This window comes from Tunturiibacter gelidiferens, assembly GCF_014201335.1.
GTDB lineage: Bacteria > Acidobacteriota > Terriglobia > Terriglobales > Acidobacteriaceae > Edaphobacter > Edaphobacter lichenicola_E.
In genome coordinates this window covers 450,448-467,879 of sequence record NZ_JACHEB010000002.1, presented here as the reverse complement: position 1 = coordinate 467,879, position 17,432 = coordinate 450,448, and the positions used below count along the sequence as shown (strand labels likewise).

At 57.5% G+C, this 17,432-nt stretch carries 16 protein-coding genes; 8 read left to right on the top strand and 8 right to left on the bottom strand.

The window, feature by feature from the left end:
* Positions 1-721 precede the first annotated feature (721 nt).
* Positions 722-1,846, top strand: coding sequence for a response regulator (locus HDF14_RS05680; protein ID WP_183974387.1), 1,125 nt, complete (start codon positions 722-724; stop codon positions 1,844-1,846).
* Positions 1,847-1,957: 111 nt separating this feature from the next.
* On the opposite strand, the gene HDF14_RS05675 is transcribed toward HDF14_RS05680, so the two are convergent.
* The 3 genes from HDF14_RS05675 to HDF14_RS05665 all read right to left on the bottom strand — a co-directional run bounded on the left by HDF14_RS05675 (position 1,958) and on the right by HDF14_RS05665 (position 4,182).
* Positions 1,958-2,329, bottom strand: a complete 372-nt coding sequence (locus HDF14_RS05675) for a histidine triad nucleotide-binding protein (RefSeq protein WP_313899494.1) — start codon at positions 2,327-2,329, stop codon at positions 1,958-1,960.
* Positions 2,326-3,642 carry a M48 family metalloprotease gene (locus HDF14_RS05670; protein ID WP_183974385.1) on the bottom strand — a complete coding sequence of 439 codons (1,317 nt, stop codon included), beginning with the start codon at positions 3,640-3,642 and terminating at the stop codon, positions 2,326-2,328. The genes HDF14_RS05675 and HDF14_RS05670 overlap by 4 nt, the downstream gene beginning before the upstream one ends.
* Positions 3,643-3,723: 81 nt before the next feature.
* Positions 3,724-4,182, bottom strand: a complete 459-nt coding sequence (locus HDF14_RS05665) for a DUF6249 domain-containing protein (protein ID WP_183974383.1) — start codon at positions 4,180-4,182, stop codon at positions 3,724-3,726.
* Between the two features lie 99 nt (positions 4,183-4,281).
* Between HDF14_RS05665 and HDF14_RS05660 the strand changes: the two genes are divergently transcribed.
* The 4 genes from HDF14_RS05660 to HDF14_RS05645 all read left to right on the top strand — a co-directional run bounded on the left by HDF14_RS05660 (position 4,282) and on the right by HDF14_RS05645 (position 8,775).
* On the top strand, positions 4,282-4,842 hold the full coding sequence (locus tag HDF14_RS05660; protein WP_183974381.1) for an RNA polymerase sigma factor: 561 nt from the start codon (positions 4,282-4,284) through the stop codon (positions 4,840-4,842).
* On the top strand, positions 4,824-5,171 hold the full coding sequence (locus HDF14_RS05655; RefSeq protein ID WP_183974379.1) for a hypothetical protein: 348 nt from the start codon (positions 4,824-4,826) through the stop codon (positions 5,169-5,171). The genes HDF14_RS05660 and HDF14_RS05655 overlap by 19 nt, the downstream gene beginning before the upstream one ends.
* Positions 5,172-5,332: 161 nt before the next feature.
* Positions 5,333-7,087 carry a metallopeptidase TldD-related protein gene (locus HDF14_RS05650; RefSeq protein ID WP_183974377.1) on the top strand — a complete coding sequence of 585 codons (1,755 nt, stop codon included), beginning with the start codon at positions 5,333-5,335 and terminating at the stop codon, positions 7,085-7,087.
* Positions 7,087-8,775: a metallopeptidase TldD-related protein gene (locus HDF14_RS05645; protein ID WP_183974375.1), complete on the top strand. Its 1,689-nt coding sequence runs from the start codon at positions 7,087-7,089 to the stop codon at positions 8,773-8,775. Before HDF14_RS05650 ends, HDF14_RS05645 begins: the two co-directional genes overlap by 1 nt.
* Positions 8,776-8,780: 5 nt before the next feature.
* On the opposite strand, the gene HDF14_RS05640 is transcribed toward HDF14_RS05645, so the two are convergent.
* Both HDF14_RS05640 and HDF14_RS05635 read right to left on the bottom strand, forming a co-directional pair.
* Positions 8,781-9,317 carry a septal ring lytic transglycosylase RlpA family protein gene (locus HDF14_RS05640; RefSeq protein ID WP_260698042.1) on the bottom strand — a complete coding sequence of 179 codons (537 nt, stop codon included), beginning with the start codon at positions 9,315-9,317 and terminating at the stop codon, positions 8,781-8,783.
* A 242-nt stretch (positions 9,318-9,559) separates the two neighbouring features.
* Complete coding sequence (locus tag HDF14_RS05635; RefSeq protein WP_183974371.1) at positions 9,560-9,802, bottom strand: hypothetical protein; 243 nt, start codon at positions 9,800-9,802, stop codon at positions 9,560-9,562.
* Positions 9,803-10,042: 240 nt separating this feature from the next.
* On the opposite strand from HDF14_RS05635, the gene HDF14_RS05630 reads away from it, so the two are divergent.
* The 3 genes from HDF14_RS05630 to HDF14_RS27430 all read left to right on the top strand — a co-directional run bounded on the left by HDF14_RS05630 (position 10,043) and on the right by HDF14_RS27430 (position 14,236).
* Entirely contained in the window at positions 10,043-10,888 is an 846-nt protein-coding gene (locus HDF14_RS05630) for a hypothetical protein (protein ID WP_183974369.1), read from the top strand.
* Positions 10,889-11,359: 471 nt separating this feature from the next.
* A complete protein-coding gene (locus HDF14_RS05625) occupies positions 11,360-13,450 on the top strand; it encodes a radical SAM protein (RefSeq protein WP_183974367.1) in 2,091 nt (696 codons plus the stop codon).
* 234 nt (positions 13,451-13,684) lie between these two features.
* Positions 13,685-14,236, top strand: a complete 552-nt coding sequence (locus HDF14_RS27430) for an HNH endonuclease (RefSeq protein ID WP_221304561.1) — start codon at positions 13,685-13,687, stop codon at positions 14,234-14,236.
* A gap of 224 nt (positions 14,237-14,460) precedes the next feature.
* On the opposite strand, the gene HDF14_RS05615 is transcribed toward HDF14_RS27430, so the two are convergent.
* The 3 genes from HDF14_RS05615 to HDF14_RS05605 are packed head-to-tail and all read right to left on the bottom strand — an operon-like array spanning position 14,461 to position 17,320.
* Positions 14,461-15,888 (bottom strand): MFS transporter, encoded by a 1,428-nt coding sequence (locus tag HDF14_RS05615; RefSeq protein WP_183974365.1) that lies wholly within the window; start codon positions 15,886-15,888, stop codon positions 14,461-14,463.
* A 48-nt stretch (positions 15,889-15,936) separates the two neighbouring features.
* Positions 15,937-16,503, bottom strand: coding sequence for a hypothetical protein (locus HDF14_RS05610; RefSeq protein ID WP_183974363.1), 567 nt, complete (start codon positions 16,501-16,503; stop codon positions 15,937-15,939).
* Positions 16,504-16,546: 43 nt separating this feature from the next.
* The gene (locus HDF14_RS05605; protein ID WP_260698041.1) at positions 16,547-17,320 is read right to left on the bottom strand and encodes a YcbK family protein; all 774 of its coding nucleotides are present in this window, start codon (positions 17,318-17,320) and stop codon (positions 16,547-16,549) included.
* Positions 17,321-17,432: the final 112 nt, after the last annotated feature.

Genomic DNA, 17,432 nt, shown 5'->3' with positions numbered 1-17,432 from the left:
TTGTTAGCAGCTGCTTTCGGAGTTTGCCAACGAATGACCTGCTCATGTTTTTGGCGAATGAATTGCTTCTTCATGAAAGGCAACACGTTGGCTTGATCGATGTGTGTCAGACATGCCTCCGGCTCAGCAGAAGCTACACCCAATCGATGGTGTAGACCAAAGTCCGGAGGTTCGCTTCCTCGATTGCAAGTTTTTCAGGAGGCCAGTGACTGGCCATTCAAGATAGAGGGGCCGCTCTCGAGGAGCGGCCCTTCTGATTTCAGCGGAAGTTTTGAATTGGTTGGGTGGCTTACCAGAAAGTCGTAGAAGAGGCCCTTGCCAAGTTCGTTCTTTGAGCGTACCCTAGGAGTTGCCTTGTGAACCGGCTGTGGGTGCCGATCGCTGTGTGGCCACCAGAAAACTACCGATTGCGTAGGTTTGGCGGCAACGATACAGGATTACAGTAGACCGGATTTGTCGGACTCTGTCGCAAACAGGTAGAGGGTGAAAAACCAAGGATTCGCTGCTGTCTGGCGCTCCAGGCTGTGCGTAACCGGCAGATTTGCCGATTTGATCGCAGCCAAATACCAATAGAAGAAGTCCGTTCGAGTAAAACTTGAGACCGTTTCATCCGACGCTTCAATACCGGTTTGGTTCCTCCTCCGTGAGTCCCACGGGAAGACGAGACCGTCGCGTGGGAGAGAACCGCTAATTGCGATCTAAAGCAATAGGAAGTGGAAGCATGACTTCAGAGCAGAATGTACCCGAGGTAGATTCTCACCAGGGTTCGACAATGTCTCCCGTCCAGCAGGACGGAGAGGCTCAATTTGCCGGGCAGAACGTCCCGCACGGCATGGGGCAGTCCAAAAGCAGCCGCCGTCGCCGCCGCAAGCGGAAGAGCAAAGGTCCAGACGCACCGCAGGCGAGCCAATCCGGCGAGCAGGGCGCAGGTCAACCCATCGGCTCTATTCAGGGCGCAGCCGCTCCTCAGACGTTCCAACCGCAAGGCGGACAGGGCTTTCAGGCCAATGCCGGCCAGCAACAAAACGGCGCGTCCAGTGGCAAACGCTGGAAGAAGAAGTTTCGCGACCGTGACCGTCAGCGCTCCCCGGAGAATCCGGGCAACGTCGCCAGCGGTAGTAACGGCGGTGGATTCAGCAGCAACGGTGGCGGCTATCGCGACCGCGATACGCACCAGCCAGGTAACAACAGCGGCGGGTTCAAACGCAAGGGCGGCGGCGGCAAACAGCAGTCCCGCGGTCCACGCAGCTTTGTCGGTCCGATGGACCATAGTTATCGCGCCGTGAACGGCAACTTCGCCGACACCCCGCCATCCACAATGGACTCACACAACGGGAACTACCAGGGCCGCAGCAACGGCCATGGCGGTGGGCGCAGCTACCAGAGCGACTCCCAGCCCATCGACTACTCGCAGGGGCGTGCGATTCCGATCGCTGAGGATGCACCGACGAAGATCTTCTTCTTTATCGAAGATCTCTTCTTCATCGCCAAGATCTCCGAGACAGCACGTAAGCTCGGGGTCAAGGTAGCGTTCGTCAAGAATGACAAGGAGGCGGTTGCCGCGTTGGTCAGTGGCGAAGAGGAAGATCGGCCTGGCCTGATCGTCTTCGACCTCAACAATGCGAATGCCAAGCCCTTGACGTTGATTCCCAAATTGAAGACCAAGCTCAAGCGCAGCACCTCCATCGTCGGCTTCCTGTCGCATCTGCAGGGAGACCTGAAGGCGAAGGCCGTCGAAGCGGGTTGCGATACGGTGATGCCGCGTGCAGCGTTCTCGCAGAATCTTCCGAACCTTCTGCGCCGCTATGGAATGGAAGAAGAAGACGAGCCGAACTTCAACCAGTAAACGGAAGCCGGCACCAGAACGTTACGGTTCAGCGTTAGTGAGTTGAGTGAAGGGCCCGCGAGAGAGATCTTTCGGGCTCTTTCTTTTTAATGCTTCCCTCTTGGCGACTTTCTACCCGGGAGGCCATTTCATGTGTCTTCCGCCGAGTAGATGAAGATGCAGGTGGTTCACGGTCTGGCCCCCATCGTCGCCTGTGTTGACGACGATTCGGTAGCCTTTGTGCAGCTTCTCTTTTCGCGCAATCTCGGCAGCTGCGGACATCAGTGAGCCTAAGAGTGGGGAGTGTTCCGCTTCTGCCTTTGCGGTGGAAGCAATGTGCTGCTTTGGGATGATGAGCAGATGGGTAGGGGCCTGTGGGTTGATGTCGGGAAAACCGATGCAGAACTGGTCCTCGTAGACACGGTTTGCCGGAATGTCTCCGGCTACGATCTTGCAGAAGAGGCATTCGGAAGATGCAATATTGCTCGGCGTGATCTTCATCATGGTTGAAAGTACTTCGGATGTTGCCCTGCTGTCCAGGGGTTATAGGCTAATGCGAAGGCGGCGCGGGATGCTATGGATGGGTGGCCGTCTAACCAGAAGTCGACCAATGGATGCGGTGTGGGGTCGTCGAGCGAGTTCTCGCCGAGTTTCTGGAACCCTTGCAGGGTGGTGGTTTGCGGGTCGGAGACGATGCCGTGGATCGCCTCCTGTCCGTACACGTCGGCGGCATGTTCGATCGATCGGCTGAAGGCGTTCTCGATCGGCTCCGCGGCGAAGTTCAGCAAATTTAGCACCAATACCAGCACCGCCAGGAAGGCCCAGTCGTTCTGGGAACGGATCTGCCAACGTCCTCCATACTTTGTGAGCAGCCACCAGGTGATTCGTTGCCCCACTAAGAAGCCGACTAGCAGGCACACTGCGCTGAAGAGCAGACCCCGGATGATGTGATGCAGGGCGTAGTGGCCGAGTTCGTGGCCAAAGACACCAGCGAGTTCGTCGGGAGTCGCTGCAGAGATCGTGGTGTCCCACAGCACGAGGCGCTTGGAGGGTCCGAAGCCAGTGACATACGCATTCATGCTCGTGACCTTGCTGCTGGCTCGCATGAAGAACATTCTGTCCGGTGGCAGGGTTTCGCCGCTGCGAGCCACGACTCGTTCTAACTGGGCGACCAGCGCTGGGTCATATTGCTGCAACGGCTCGAACTTGTTGAAGAGCGGATCGACAAGAATCGGCGAGAGAAAGACGCCGAACATTACGGCGACCATCGTCGGGATCCAAAACCAGAACCACCAATGTTTTGGCGACCAGCGGATTACCCAGAACAACACCATCACGAGTAGCCCGGCCACGATCCATTCGAGCAGGAAGCTTTTACCAAGATCCGCGAACCAGCTGCCCCAGCGCTGTACCGACAACCCATACGCGAGCGCGATGTGGTGTCCAAAAAGACGTAGTGGTGCGTTCAGGAGAGCGATGAGAAGAAGGAAGAGAAAGACAAAGATGAAACATTGGACCCAGCGGTTCTTCGTCATTTTCTCGGCGACGTCGCGCATTCGCGCCGGTACACGAAGGGCGAGCAGCAGAATGAGTTGGAGGATGCCCCACCCTTCGCCCAGGAAATGTAGTGTGGTGCGGTCGCGAAACAGCTCCTTTGCGAGCTTGAGCTTCTCCGGCGGCAGGGTATAAGCCGTGTGATTCAGCGCGGCCTCTCGCAGAGCCTGCGCCTCGGTTGGGGTGGTTCCCAGGGCTCGAGCTGACGGGAGCGTGACCAGAAAAAAACCTATCAGCAGAAGCAGAGCTGCACGTACATTCATCAATTCAAGGCTCCATTCTGAATGAAGCCAGTGTGCATGATTCGCATACCTCGCGCAAAATGCGAACGACCGTGCCGAAAGCTACCGATCCGATCCAACGCCTGACGATTCGGCACCGACCTCCAACCCGAAGCGCGATAGCTCGCGCTTCTGCAGGTTGTAGTCAACGAAAAAGCCAACTCCAATGGCCAGAGGAATAAGACCCACAGCCGCTCCCGCCAATACTTCACGCACTTGCACAACTGCGCTGAGCGCTACAAAAAATAGAACCAGCCCGACACCGAGCGAAACGAGAACGATCCCAGCGCGCCGCGCGTTCCCTAGACTGCGCAGTGGGTCTCTTACTCGTTTCTCATCGTCGCCGCTGCCAAGCAGCCTCTCGATCTCGGCGATAGGAACGCCGCGTGCAATCATGGCCATGCGTTGTTCCGCCTTGTTACGGCGCTGTTGAGCTTCGAACCAGATACCTGAAACGATCGCGACCGCGCCAACGGCGCAACCGGCTACAGGCACAATAAAGGGACTCATCATGAAATCCATATGCTACCTCCTCTTTCTGCCCGCGTTAGACAGGGACGCATCCGGAAAGTTTCACTCGCTTCAATGAAACTTTCGGAGCACTCTATTGTCTAACCTCGCTTGGACACCGATCTCACCTTCGAGCAGCTGGTACGCGACCATCAGGCCATGGTCTTTCGCACCCTACTGCGCTTGACCGGCAGTCGTGAGCATGTCGATGATCTTGCGCAGGATGTCTTTTTGCGGCTCTACCGTGCGCTGCCGAGTTTTCGTGGTGAATCACTGATCACAACCTATCTTTACCGAATCGCGGTGAATGTCGCGCAGGACGAGTGGAAGCGGAGGCGACGTGATGACCGCGCCCATGTTTCGCTATCGGACGAGACTTCAGCCTGGGAGGAGAGGCTTGCACACCCCGACCGCAACGCCGAGCAGCAGCTGGAGGAACGCGAGTTCCAGCAGACTGTGGAGGAGCAGCTTCAGCTCCTCAGTCAGATTGAACGGACGATCCTGATCCTCTATCATCAGGAAGAACGCAGCTACGAGCAGATTTCGTATGCGTTGGGGATGCCGATCGGTACGGTTCGGACTCACCTTCACCGTGGGCGTAAAAAGCTTCGTGAAGCCATCCAACAACGTCAAACGAAGGAGAGGAGAACGGAATGTCAGACGAATCAATGAATTCGAAGCTCGTGAACAAGGCCGCAGATGACGAGCAGGACCTGCGCATTCTGCGTGCTCTCGAGACGGCACCCCGCACTGAGATTCCCGCCGACTTCGCTGCCCGCGTTGCCAGCAGGCTTCCCGCAGGCCGTCGTCCGGTATCGTTGACCCCTACCCACTACGGCCAGAACGCGGTGTTCCTGGGCATGATCTTGACGTTCGTGGTGCTCATCGCTTTGACCGTGCACAACGGAAGGCACGCCGCGTTTGGACTGGCGGAGTCTCTCCTTCTTACTCAGTTCGTTGTGTTGACCGTTTGGGTTAGTGTTCGGCGTTACAGCGTCTAAGCTGCCTAGCGCCAAAACCCGCGTCGTTTCGTCCAACTCTCGTCGTCTGCGGAAAGACAGCATGGTTTACTACGGACCGCACGGAGACTAAGCGCTATAGCGTCACTTCCGATACACTCGGCAACAGGCGTATTTTGCAGGTGAAACGAGTTTCCTTTTCCATGAAGAGACAAAGAGTGGCAGTGGCCTGCGTTAGTTTCGCCGGCCTGGTAGGGGTGGCGATCTCCTCCGTCGATTACAGTGCAGCAGCAACCAAAAGTCCTGAACCCGCTCCGGCGGCTGTCCTGATCGACACCATGGAGTCTGAGTTGCATCGCGCGATGACTTCGCTTGGCAACAACGCGACGGACGCGACTCAACCGAAGCCTTACTTTCTCAGCTATGCTGTCTCCGATAGCGACAGCGTGAGCATGACTGCGCAGTTCGGGGCAATCACCGGCTCGCGTGAGAATCGCCGGCGCGTCGCCGATGTTCAGGTGCGGCTTGGCACGGCGGCTGAAGATAATACTCATGGCGACCATAGGAACAGTGCCCTGACGACAATCCCCTTGCCGCTCGCGAACGACAGCGACGCCATCGAGCGTACCCTGTGGTTCGCTACCAACCGCGGCTACGGCAAGGCGCTCGACGGCTATCTGAAGGTGAAGACTGAGCAACAGGTTCGCGCGAAGGAGGAGGACGCCTCGGCCGATTTCTCTAGTGAGAAGCCAGCTTCGGCGATCCTGCAACCCTCGCCAGCGCTGGTCGTCGACACCGCAGGATGGCAGTCTCGCCTGCGCGAACTCTCCGGCCTCTTCAAACAGTATCCCGATGTCTTTTACAACAATGTCGCGCTCGAAGCGACAACGGAGACGGACTACTTTGTGTCCTCTGAAGGTGCTAAGGTCGCGACCCCGAACCATGTCGCGCGACTTGTTATCGTCGCCAGGACACGCGCCGCCGATGGAATGGACCTGTTCCGCGCAGAGACCTTCGAAGCCGACGAGGTGGCGCATCTTCCCGACCAGAAAGCACTCATCGACAAGACTGCCGCGATGGCTAAGAATCTCGAGGCCTTGCGGGAGGCGCCTGTTACCGAGCCTTTCAACGGCCCTGCGATCCTTAGCGGCAGGGCTTCCGCTGTCTTCTTTCATGAGGTTCTTGGTCACCGGCTCGAAGGCCAACGCCAACGCGGCGACGACGAAGGACAGACCTTCACAAAACTGCTCGGGAAACAGATTTTGCCGACATTTCTTAGCGTCTCTGACGACCCGACGCTGGCGGAGTTCCAAGGAACTTCACTCAGCGGACACTATAGCTACGACGACGAAGGTCAGCAGGCGCGTCGCGTTGACCTGATCAAAGATGGCGTTCTCGATACCTTCCTGATGTCGCGTCTTCCTATCGCGAGCTTCTCGAACTCGAACGGCCACGGCCGTGCTGAGACCGGTCATATGCCTACGGGCCGACAGGGAAATCTTATTGTCACTTCCTCTAAAACTGTCAGCGATGCCGGACTGCGCGAGATGTTGAAGGCCGAAGCGAAGAAGCAAGGCAAGGCTTACGGTCTTTACTTCGAAGACATCTCTTCGGGCTTTGCCGTTACGACACGCCGTTCCCCCCAAGCCTTCCAGGTAATTCCGCTGGTGGTCTATCGCGTCTACGTCGATGGCCGCCCCGATGAACTCGTACGTGGAGTGAGCATCGTAGGGACGCCTCAGGCCGCACTGAACCGTATCCTCGCGACGAACGATAAGCAGGATATCTTCAACGGGATCTGCGGGGCCGAGTCCGGGAGTATTCCTGTCAGCGCTGTTGCTCCGGCGATGCTGGTCAGCGAGATTGAAACCCAGCGTCAGGCTCAGGGCACAGCGCGGCCGCCTATTCTGCCGCCGCCTGGTGCGGCCTCTATCTCTGGCGGAAAGGGTGGCCAGTAATGGGTTTACTACGGAAGACACAGGTTGCCGGTATTGTTTATGGAGCGCTCTGGTCGATCGCTTGTTTGAGTACGGTTGCAGTTACAAATACGGCTATTGCTGAAAGTGCGCCTGCAGCGAACGATCCTATGATTCATGCGATGCAGGTAGAGCTCGACCGCGAGAAGGCGTTGTTGCTTCCGGGTATGCAACATCCCTACTTTGTGGAGTACCGCCTGGACGACCTGAACTCCTACGAAGCTGTCGCCAACTACGGTGCGCTTACACGCGAAGAAGACAATCATCAGCGGATCGTCCGCGTCACTGTGCGCATCGGCGACTATGCCGTAGACAGCAGCACCAGCCGTGGTGACGGCACAGTTGAACTGGCCCCGACGGACAATGACCCCGAAGCACTGCGGTATGCGCTCTGGACGGCAACTGACGCCGCCTATAAAAACGCTCTGCGAGCTTATTCTGCCAAGCAGGCTGCATTGAAGCAGTTTCAATCTGTGCAGGCACAGCCCGACTTTGCCCAAGCCAAGCCGGTTGTGCAGATCTCTTCCCTCGTCACGCTTGATCTTGATCGCGCAGAGTGGAAGCGACGTATTGTTGAGGCCAGCGGCCTCTTTGCCTCGGACCCACAGGTTCGGTCTTTCGCAGAGCACGTCCAATACTCGACCGCTAACATTCGCGGCATCGCACTCAACCGCTATCTCGTTAACACCGAAGGGACCGTAGTGCGGCAGGGCTACACCGGCTACGATGGTGCGATCAGCGTAGGCGGACAGGCAGGGGACGGCATGCGCCTGAGCCGCGACAACGGAACTGTCGCTGCCAACGCGAAGGAACTCGAAGACGCAGGTGCCTTTCGTAAACGCGTCATCGAGGATCTTAAGAGCTTTGAAGAGCTTCGCAATGCTCCAGTAGTTTCGGCGGATGACTATCACGGGCCCGTGCTCTTTAGCGGAGATGCTGCTTCGGACGTGATCGACCGACTGCTCGTGCCCAACATCGAGGCCGACAGGCCGGAGATGGGCACTACTGCGCGCACTACTGGCGCCTACTCTTCTAGCTTCAAGGCGCGCGTTCTGCCGGAGATGCTCAGCGTCACGGATGATCCGTTGGAAGCAAAGTTCGACGGGAAGGCTCTTCTTGGCGCTTACAAGATCGATGACGAGGGTGTCCCTGCACAGTCGGTCGATATCGTCGTCAATGGCAAGCTCGAGAATTTTCTTATCGGCCGGGAGCCCATTAAAGACTTTGACAACTCGAATGGCCATGGGCGCGCCGCGCCGGCACAGTCAGCTCATTCGCGCGCTGGAGTCATTCTGGTCAAGTCGAGCCATCCTCTGTCGCGAGGCGAACTCAATCAACGTCTTCTCGGTATGGCGAAGGAGCAAGGCCGCGACGTCTACTCCGTCGAGACCCTCGGTGGCGAGCTTCTTCCGCGGCTACTCTATCTCGTGCACCCTGATGGCTCACGCCAACTGGTTCGCGGCGCGATCTTCGATGAGCTCGACAACCGCAGCCTGCGCTCAGATATCGTCGCCGCCGGCAACGACCCCTATGTTTCGAACTCGCTCGGTACGGTGCCCCAGACCACCATTGCTCCCAGCCTGCTCTTTGACGACATCGGCGTGAAGCGTGCAACGGTGGAGCAGCAAAAGCTTCCGTACTATGATCCTCCCCCGCCGCCCCGGAAGTAGCATCGCTAGTCGGTTCGGATCAGATAGGGCGCAGCGGCAGGATCTTTGGGGTGAATGCTGTCGGCCACCTCGGTTGCATTGCTTTTGTTCGGCAGCTTTGGGCTGATCCTGACCCAATGCCCGGTGGGCCCGGGGAACTCGATGACCTTGGCCGTGGCGTAGCGTCGAATCATCTCCTCTTTAAGCTTTATTGCGTCAGATTCTCGCGCAAAGGCCCCGACCTGTACGCACCAGTGTCCGCCCGGATCGCCGTTCGCACGAACGGGCGCTGCGAACGCTTCCACCTTCACTTTGGCGACGCCGGCGCGATACACTCCGGTCGCCTTCGCGGCGGCAAGTGACAGATCGATAATGCGTCCATGAACGAACGGGCCGCGATCAGTGATCTTCACCACGACAGATTGGTTGTTGGTCAGATTTGTCACACGCACCATGGTCCCCATGGGGAGAGTCAGGTGCGCGGCGGTCATCGCGTTCTGGTCGTAGACCGTGCCGTCAGCGCCTTTTCGACCGGCGTAGGGAGGGCCATACCAGCTCGCCATTCCTACCTCACTTGAGACGGGCTTTCCAAGATTGCCTGGAATCGGGGCTGGAGTCGGTTGAGGTGATATTTGAGCAGCTGTGGGGTTTGTCCGCGATCCCCGCGAAACTTTGCCTTGACTGGACGCAGTTGTCGTCGACGGCGGAGGAGGCGGCCGGTAGGCTCTCGTTTTCTCCTTATGGCAACCGCTGACTATCAGCGCACACGCCGACAGCATTGCGGCACACCTACGCCGGACGGTGATCACGGCTTCGATGTGTCTTTCGGTGGTGGGGTTGACGACCTGCGCGCATGATCGTCCATTCGCGATGCGAGTTTGTGTAACTCTGCTGCAGCAGCTCTTAGCGCCTCTGAGCCGTTGCGCCGCACATCGGGCACCACTTCATCGTTGATGTACTTTACGACGTTCTTAAGATCTGCTTCCAGGTGGGTTGCCGCATCCCGCAACTGTTGCTCCCACGGTCGCTTCGGCTCTTCGGTTGACATGCGCGCACCTCCACCAATTGATTAGATGATGTGGAAAAGAGAGCGTCAATGGTCATTGCATCTACGTGCCGGGATGGTAACAAGTGTTTGGATGGGGCGGAGTGGGTAAATACAACTTGCCGTGACGTTTGTGCGTCCGTTATACGTAGGCAAAAGTTCTCATCATGCAGGTTGCGACCAATAGCCGGTCGCTGAACTCTAACCGGTGGTGAGATATTTAGCCTGTAAGGGAGTTATTTTTTGACAATTGCAAGGGTACGGCTGGCTTCAGGAAAGCTCCTCAATAAAAGCCTCATCTTCACCACCGTGGCGTTGCTTGCCTCAATGGGCCTCATCGCGAAGGCGCAAACCCAACCCCGCGCGCTCGTCGCAACGAACGCCATGCTCTCTCTTCCCGACGCTCCTGAGGTCTCAAGCAGCACCTCTTCCACCGACGAATCCAGCGGTTCAGGCAACGAAACGGACAGTTTCGCGAACCCGGTAGGCGACGCCTTCAATCCAGCCTCAGTGAAACGCAGGATTCTAGCCACGCGCAGCGATATCACCATCTACCCTGGGCAAGTAGCTCCACCCCTCTCCGCGCACGATAAAGAGGTGATGGGATTCAAGCAGAGCTTTACCCTGTTCTCTCTCGTCGGATGGACTACCTCAGCGGCATACACTCAACTCATCAACGGCACCCCCAACTACGGTACCGACAGTGGTGCATTCGGGGAACGCCTGGCCGCCGCCGCTTTACGCAACACCAGTCAGAACATCTTCGGCAACGTCGTCTTCGCTCCGCTCTTTCATGAGGATCCGCGTTACTACAAGATGGGCAAAGGCCACAATGTAGTCAAACGCGCCGCATACGCCGCAACCCGCGCTCTCATCACCCGCGCAGACGATGGCCATGCTACACCGAACTACTCCCTTATCTCCGGCCGCGTTTTTGGAGCCGCCCTTAGCAACGCATACTACCCTGATATAAATCGCAGCTTCAGCCAGACAGCACAGACCTTTGGCACCTCGATGGCCGGCGGTGCAATCGGCTTTGTCGTTACTGAGTTTCTCGATGAGGCGCTCGAAATCACTCACCTCAAATAAGCTTGAGTGGAGTTCCGCTACGTCCTATTGATGGAGGCAACGCAGTCATTCGTATGCGTCGGCGGTTGATCTTGGTTTTGCTGCTATCTGCAATCACAACTCTCAACGCGATATGCACCGACACTGCGGCCGCTTCCTCAGATTCAGACTTTCAGTGACATATTTTCCTTATTGAGCGTAAAAACTTCGCCCCCATCCGCCGCTCTAAACTGCCGTTCAATGCAGATTCTTGCCGTTCGATACCACATGCTTCGATATGACCCCCAAGCTGGGTACTGTTAAGGGGTGAGTCGAACCGGATCCCCGCTGCATCTGACAGGAAAAGCAACAGATAGGTCGATCAAGCGAGGGTTGCTCTTCGCGGTAACCGCATCGGATCAGCAGTGTAAAAAACGGTCTTCGTAGACGAAATTAAGTAACAATCCAGAAGACATCTGGAAGAGTTAGACGAACACTCAGGAGACAAAGTACATGCCGAAGGCAAAAATTGCGGAAAAAGCTCTCACCTATGGAGCCAAAGCAGGTTGGGCAGTATTCAACAAGCTGAACTCGTTCAGCCCCAACGCCAGCTTCACCCCCCGGTGGAGCGATAAGCCGCTTCTGAAGAGCTATCAGAAAGAGAAGCCGCCCCTGGGCTGGCCCCGCACGACCGATTCTCTCTGCCCGAAGTGCATCCCGGAGATTCGTCAGCAGATCGTTGACGGCAAGCTGCCTCACGAGATCCTGCTCAACGAGAAGGTCGGCGAGATCAAGGCCCAGATCATTGAGCGCGACGGCCAGATCCTGATGGTCAAGGACTGCCCGATTCACGGCCACTTCGAGGACGTCATGTCCATCGACCCGCCGATGATGAAGCACCTCGAAGACGTCTTCCCTGGCCGCGACATTCGCGCCCACAACGACGAGAAGCTGCACAACCACGGCACCTCGACCGTGACGCACGGCCGCGGATCGGTTCTTACGATCGACCTGACGAACCGTTGCAACATGATGTGCGATCCCTGCTTCATGGACGCCAACCAGGTCGGCTTCGTCCATGAGCTGACGTGGGACGAGATCAAGACCATGCTCGACAACGCGATCACGATCAAGCCGCGTCGTCAGATGAGCGTGCAGTTTTCGGGTGGTGAACCAACGCTGTCGCCTTACTTCCTCGACGCCGTCGCCTACGCCCGCAAGGTTGGTTACAACTCTGTACAGGCCGCGACCAACGGCATTGAGTTCGCGAAGTCCAAGGAGTTTGCCAAGGCTGCTGCAGAAGCCGGCCTCCGCTACGCCTATCTCCAGTTCGACGGTATCGGCAATGCGCCGAACTCGCACCGTAAGGTTGGCAACGCGTTTGACGTGAAGCTTCAGGCCATTCACAACCTGCATGAGGCCGGCGTGGACATCGTCCCCGTCACCTGCATCATCAACGGCATCAACAACGAGCAGGTCGGCCGGATTATCGAGTTCGCACTCGACAACCCGAAGAAGATCAACTTCCTCTCGTTCCAGCCCGTCAGCTTTACCGGTCGCGACGAAGACATCTCCGACGAGCGTCGCCATGCGCAGCGTTACACTCTGTCGCACCTTGCACACGACGTCCGTGACCAGACTGGCCTTGGTGAGAGCACCCGCGACTGGTTCCCGATCTCGTTTATGTCCACCTTCTCCGACTGGGCCGACCTCGTGCACGGACCGGACCGCGACTGGGGTCAGCTCTCCTGCGGTTGCCATCCCAACTGCGGCATCGGCATGGCTCTGATGATCGACAAGGAGACCAAAGAGGCCGTTCCGGTCACCGCCTTCCTCGATGCCGTGCAGCTCGCGAAGGATGTCGCAAAGATCAACGATGCGGCTCGCGGCAAGTTCCTTTCGATCGTGGGTGTGTCGCTTGCGCTGCTGCGCAACTACGACCCGTCGAAGGCCCCTACGCACTTCAAGATCGTCGACCTGCTGCAGAAGTTCGATAAGTGCTTCGGCGCTACCGGAAAGAACTACGGCAAGGTCACTGCGGACCGCACCATGGCCGACATCGAGAAGCGCCGCGCGGACCGCTGGAACTTCCTCTTCATCGCCGGCATGTGGTTCCAGGACCTCTTCAACTACGACTTCCGCCGCACCGAGCAGTGCATCATCCCCTACGCCACACAAGAGGGTGAGATCAGCTTCTGCGCATACAACACCGGCGTGGGCTGGAGAAACATCATCGAAAAGATGCACATGACTTCCACCCTGACCAAGTGGTACGAGGAGCATGGCCGTCACGAGATCTTCGCCGGTGGTAAGAAGGTCGGTCTCGAAGCCGAGATGAAGTACGACCTGGTCCTCAACGACGAGCACGTCAACGCCGCCGCCAACGACACTTTCGACAAGTCCGGCATCGCGAAGAACTCTCGCGAAGAGAAGATCCGCGCACGCGATGCGAAGATCAAGCAGGACGCCGAAAACGCCCGCATGGCCAAGCTCTACCGCAAGGAGATCCTGCAGGAGCCCGACGCTCCCGCCGGCTTCATCTCCCTCGGAGAGATCAAGGCCGCTCCGGCACCCAAAGTCGAAGAGACCGTCTCCGGCGACTAATCATTGCATGCAGTAGACGCGCTTCACGCCAAACCAGACACCCACAATGAAGGCCGCCAGCAATGGCGGCCTTCATTTGTGGCAATAATACTTACATGCAATCAAATGAAATTATCTCGTATATCGAGATGTGTAATCGCGAAGGTCTGTCTCTTCAACGGGATGAATTTCAATGCGACGAAATCGCATTCTGTTGTGCTGTCCTCACATCGGCCAGGCGCCCCGTAGGATGATGTGCTTGAAGAGGACGGGATCGTGCTTATTTACGAGGGACACGATGAGCCAAAGACGAAAGAAATTCCATATCCCAAGCAAGTCGACCAACCTCTCAGCACCAGGTCAGGAAGACTTACGCAGAATGGCTACTTTCACGATGCGGCTCAGGCTTATGTTCGCAGTGAAGCCCCGCCCGCTCGCGTCCGAGTATATGAAAAGATCAAGGATGGTATCTGGTCCTATAACGGCCTATTCAATTTAGTGGATAGCTGGACAGAAACGAATGGCAATCGACGAGTCTTCAAATTTAAGCTCCATTCAATTCCTGATGAAACCAGCCTTCCGTCTACCGAACGACTGCCAATAGAGCAGCGTCGAGTTATCTCTTCACTCGTGAAATTAGCCGTTTGGAAGCGAGATGGAGGTGCCTGCATCCAGTGTGGTTCGAAACAAAATCTTCATTTTGACCACATCCTCCCTTATTCGAAGGGCGGTACATCAGTCACTGAAGAGAATATCCAACTTCTATGCATGAAGCACAACATACAAAAAGGGGCTAAGCTCCTATAGCTATTGGGCCTCAACGAGATAGCTCACTAATTCCCGCCGCACTTCATCGCTATGTTCCTTCGCGCAAAAACTCTCAATCATCTCCTCCACCGCGAACACCACATTGCTCTCATCCTCAGCCAATAGCGACATTGTTTGTGCAGCCCTCAGCCTTTGCGTCCGTATGCGCAACCCTCAGCGCGACCAACCATCGCATCGAACATAGCGGACCTTTCGTCCTCACTTCAAACTGGGTTGACCTCAAGATTCGCCTCCGTATGGCCGCTTGTGGCAACGCCCGCGTTCGGCGACAGCCCCAGGCTATCCACCACCGGTCCAAGCGCCAGCACGGCCATCACCAGGATTGCAATATGAAAATCCCGCAGCTGCGGCGTCACGGCGGAGTGTCCATGCGCATGCGCCACCAGCCGCAACGTTATCGCGCCCACCGCCACACCAAGTCCCATGCTGAGCTGCATGATGGCGCTCAAAAATCCGTTCGCGCGGCTCATCCTGCTCGCCGGAATCTCCGTGTACGCCAGCGTCGTCATGCAGGTGAACTCCATGGACCGGCATGCCCCATGAAAGAACAGAATCGCCACAATCAGCATGGGAGGCGTCGCCGGCGTCAGCGTTGCACATAACACCATCGAGGCAGCAGTAATCACTCCATTCACCAGCAGAATCCGCCGAAACCCGAACCGGCGAAGCGCTTGAATCACAAACGCCTTCATGCTTAGGTCGCCCGCAAACAGCGCCAGCAGATAAAGCCCCGATCGAAATGCATTCAGTCCAAATGCAATCTGGAACATCAGGGGGAGAAGAAACGGAAGCACTGACACCGCAACGCGAAACGCACTCGCCCCATATACCGAAAGCGAGTACGTCTTCAGCCGTAGCGACTCGAAGTCGATCAGCGAGATCGCCGGCCTGCGCCTGCCAACCGCCACCGCCACCGAACCGCTCAGCAGGCTCAGCACCAGGATGGTCGCTGGTAACTGCCAGCGCCCTCCTTCGCCACCCAGCTTCTCCATCGCGTACACCACGCCTACCGAAGCAAATCCTCCCAGTACGAACGTCAGCCAGTCGAACGGATGCCGCTCATCCGTCCGTACATTCTCAATCCAAAGCAGCGCCAGCGTCAGGGCCAACACGCCCAGTGGCAGATTCAGGAAGAAGATCCAATGCCAGCTTGCATACGTCGTGATAAAACCGCCCAGCGCCGGCCCAATCACCAAGGCCGTCAGCCCAGGCCAGGTGATATATGCGATCGCCTGGGTCAGCTCCTCCTTGGGCGTATTGCGGAGCACAATCAGCCGTCCCACCGGCACCATCATTGCACCGCCCATGCCCTGAACAATCCGCATCAGCGTGAACTGGGTCAGCGTCCGCGCCTCCCCGCAAAGCAGCGACGCCAGCGTGAAGATCGCAATCGCCGACGCAAACACCGACCGCGAACCATACCGGTCCGCTACCCACCCGCTGATCGGTATGAACACCGCCAGCGTCAGAAGATACGCCGTCATCCCGATGTTCAGATTTACCGCACCCACGTGGAAGCTGCGCGCCATCTGCGGCAGCGCCGTGGCGATGATCGTGCCGTCAAGGTTCTCCATGAAAAAGGCGCCCGCGATCAATGTCGTGACATATAGCGGCGAACGGCTCTTGCTCATCCCTCTATTTTACGAAAATTGAGTAACGCCACGATCATCTCTGCGACATCATCTCTTCTTCTGCTCCGCTCTCGTCCAACTCCGTTGCACCCCCCGCGCTCTGCTCTTCATTGCCACCGTCCCCTCGCGCAGATACCTCTCCACCATCTCCTCCGCCTCATCCCGCAACGAAGGCTCTTGCAACGCCAGTAGCCCCATCCCCTCCACGGCCGAGCACCGCACCACGTTGCTCTCATCCTCGGCCAGCAATGACATCGTCCAAGCCGCCCGCAATCGCTGCGCACACGTGCACGCTACCCGCGGCACCACCAATCCCAGATGCCACCGCGTCCGCGACTCCTCCACCGGCAGAGTCTCCAGCAATCCGGCAAACTCGTCGGCGTAGGGCTCCAGCAGGCTGCCATCGGCTTCTGTAATGCGCCTAGCTACGTCCGCCGCGCGCTTCCGCACCTCGATCTCGCCGTCGAACAGTTCTCTCACCAATGCCCGAACTGCGAACTTGTCCGTGCCGATCTTCTCAGCGATCTTTCGGGCAAGGTGCAGACCCCACTTTGGCCCTCTGAGTTGTCGCCGCAGAGACTCCATGCGGCGAAGTATAGCCAACCCACCGCGCACAAACAAAAGGGCTCCGGAGCCCTTGCATATTCAACCTTGCACTTTATTCGCCGGTAACGGTTCCTGAGTGAGCACTATGAACCCGCCGGGCTGGCTTGCGAGGTGTGACGCCGAATGCCCATTCACGCACGGGCCCTACATCCACGTGGACGAACTGCGAGACAGGATAGTATCCTACCCCGCCTGCGCGGAGCGAGAGGGCCGTATTCCGCACCTGCACCGTCGAAACTCCCGGGACGCGAAGATCGATCGCATGACCTTCCATGTGCTGACTATGTTCGGCGACTCCGGTCTTCACAGACGCATGCCGCAGCGCCTCATTGGTTTCGGGAGTCCTATACCCGCAGACCACCTGGATGATGCCATTTACCCGCCCCAGCCGCGACATCATAGCGTGCAGTACATCAAACTCTTTCGGCTCGTAGTGAACCACGTCCTGCGTGTAGTGATCGCGCAAAAAGTAATCCAGCTTCTCCAGCGCCTCGGGCACATAGGTATCGCCGATCCTATAGACCACATCCAGACTCTCGCCGGTGTGCAGATTCGTCATCCGCAGCTGATAAGGCTTTCCGTCGTCGGGCAGCTCACCTGAGGCCGTTCCTGAGGAGAGTTCGTCCGGCATTACTCCAGCCACAACTTCTTCGCCAGTAATCGCCACCGGATGCGTCTTCGTCCGCGACGGGGTTCGCATGGAACTATGCAAGCCGGCGTGGACACGTGTCCGCACGCTCCGGGCCCAGGACGACCCACTCATCCCAAATAGAACCGTCATGATGGCGACAACCGCTGCAACGCCCTTAGCGTGCGATCTCTGCATTCAGACTCTCCGAGCTTCCAGTGTTCGAATGCGCACCAACAAATGCGCTTCGCAATTTGTCATTTCCTTCTTCTAGTTTATAGAACCCATCCAAATGCGCCGATATCGTTTC